Raw genomic sequence first — 389 nt, forward strand, 5'->3', positions numbered from 1 at the left:
GTCTCGGGGAGGAGTTACATCAACTTTAATGCAGAAAAAAAGCGACCAGACTGTTATCAGTAAACCGAGGCCAACCATTATCAGAAGCTCAAGGTTTAGAGATGTTCCAATTGATATGACAATCCACAAGAGCGCTATCAGCAAGGCAGTCATAATCGGCGAAAACCAAATCACCACGCCTCTTATAAGTGCGGAAGCACGAGGTAGTTCCAGTAGAACTTCGTCCTGATGATTGGGCGTATCAAAGCCTAAGTCCGGGGTAACGACTGGTAATTCGTAGGGGCCGGGCAGGTCTTCCTTCCAGCCGGGACATGGTGGTATGAGCGTAGGTCCTTTCATTCTGCTCATGGCGCGGTCCTCGACTCCAGATCCATATCGGCAGGCCACTC

At 50.1% G+C, this 389-nt stretch carries 1 pseudogene; it reads right to left on the minus strand.

The features are described 5' to 3' along the window. Positions 1 to 348, minus strand: a pseudogene (locus tag DM374_RS34005) (DUF6708 domain-containing protein); the annotation flags it as partial. Between the last annotated feature and the right edge of the window lie 41 nt (positions 349 to 389).

The organism is Pseudomonas huaxiensis, assembly GCF_003231275.1.
GTDB lineage: Bacteria > Pseudomonadota > Gammaproteobacteria > Pseudomonadales > Pseudomonadaceae > Aquipseudomonas > Aquipseudomonas huaxiensis.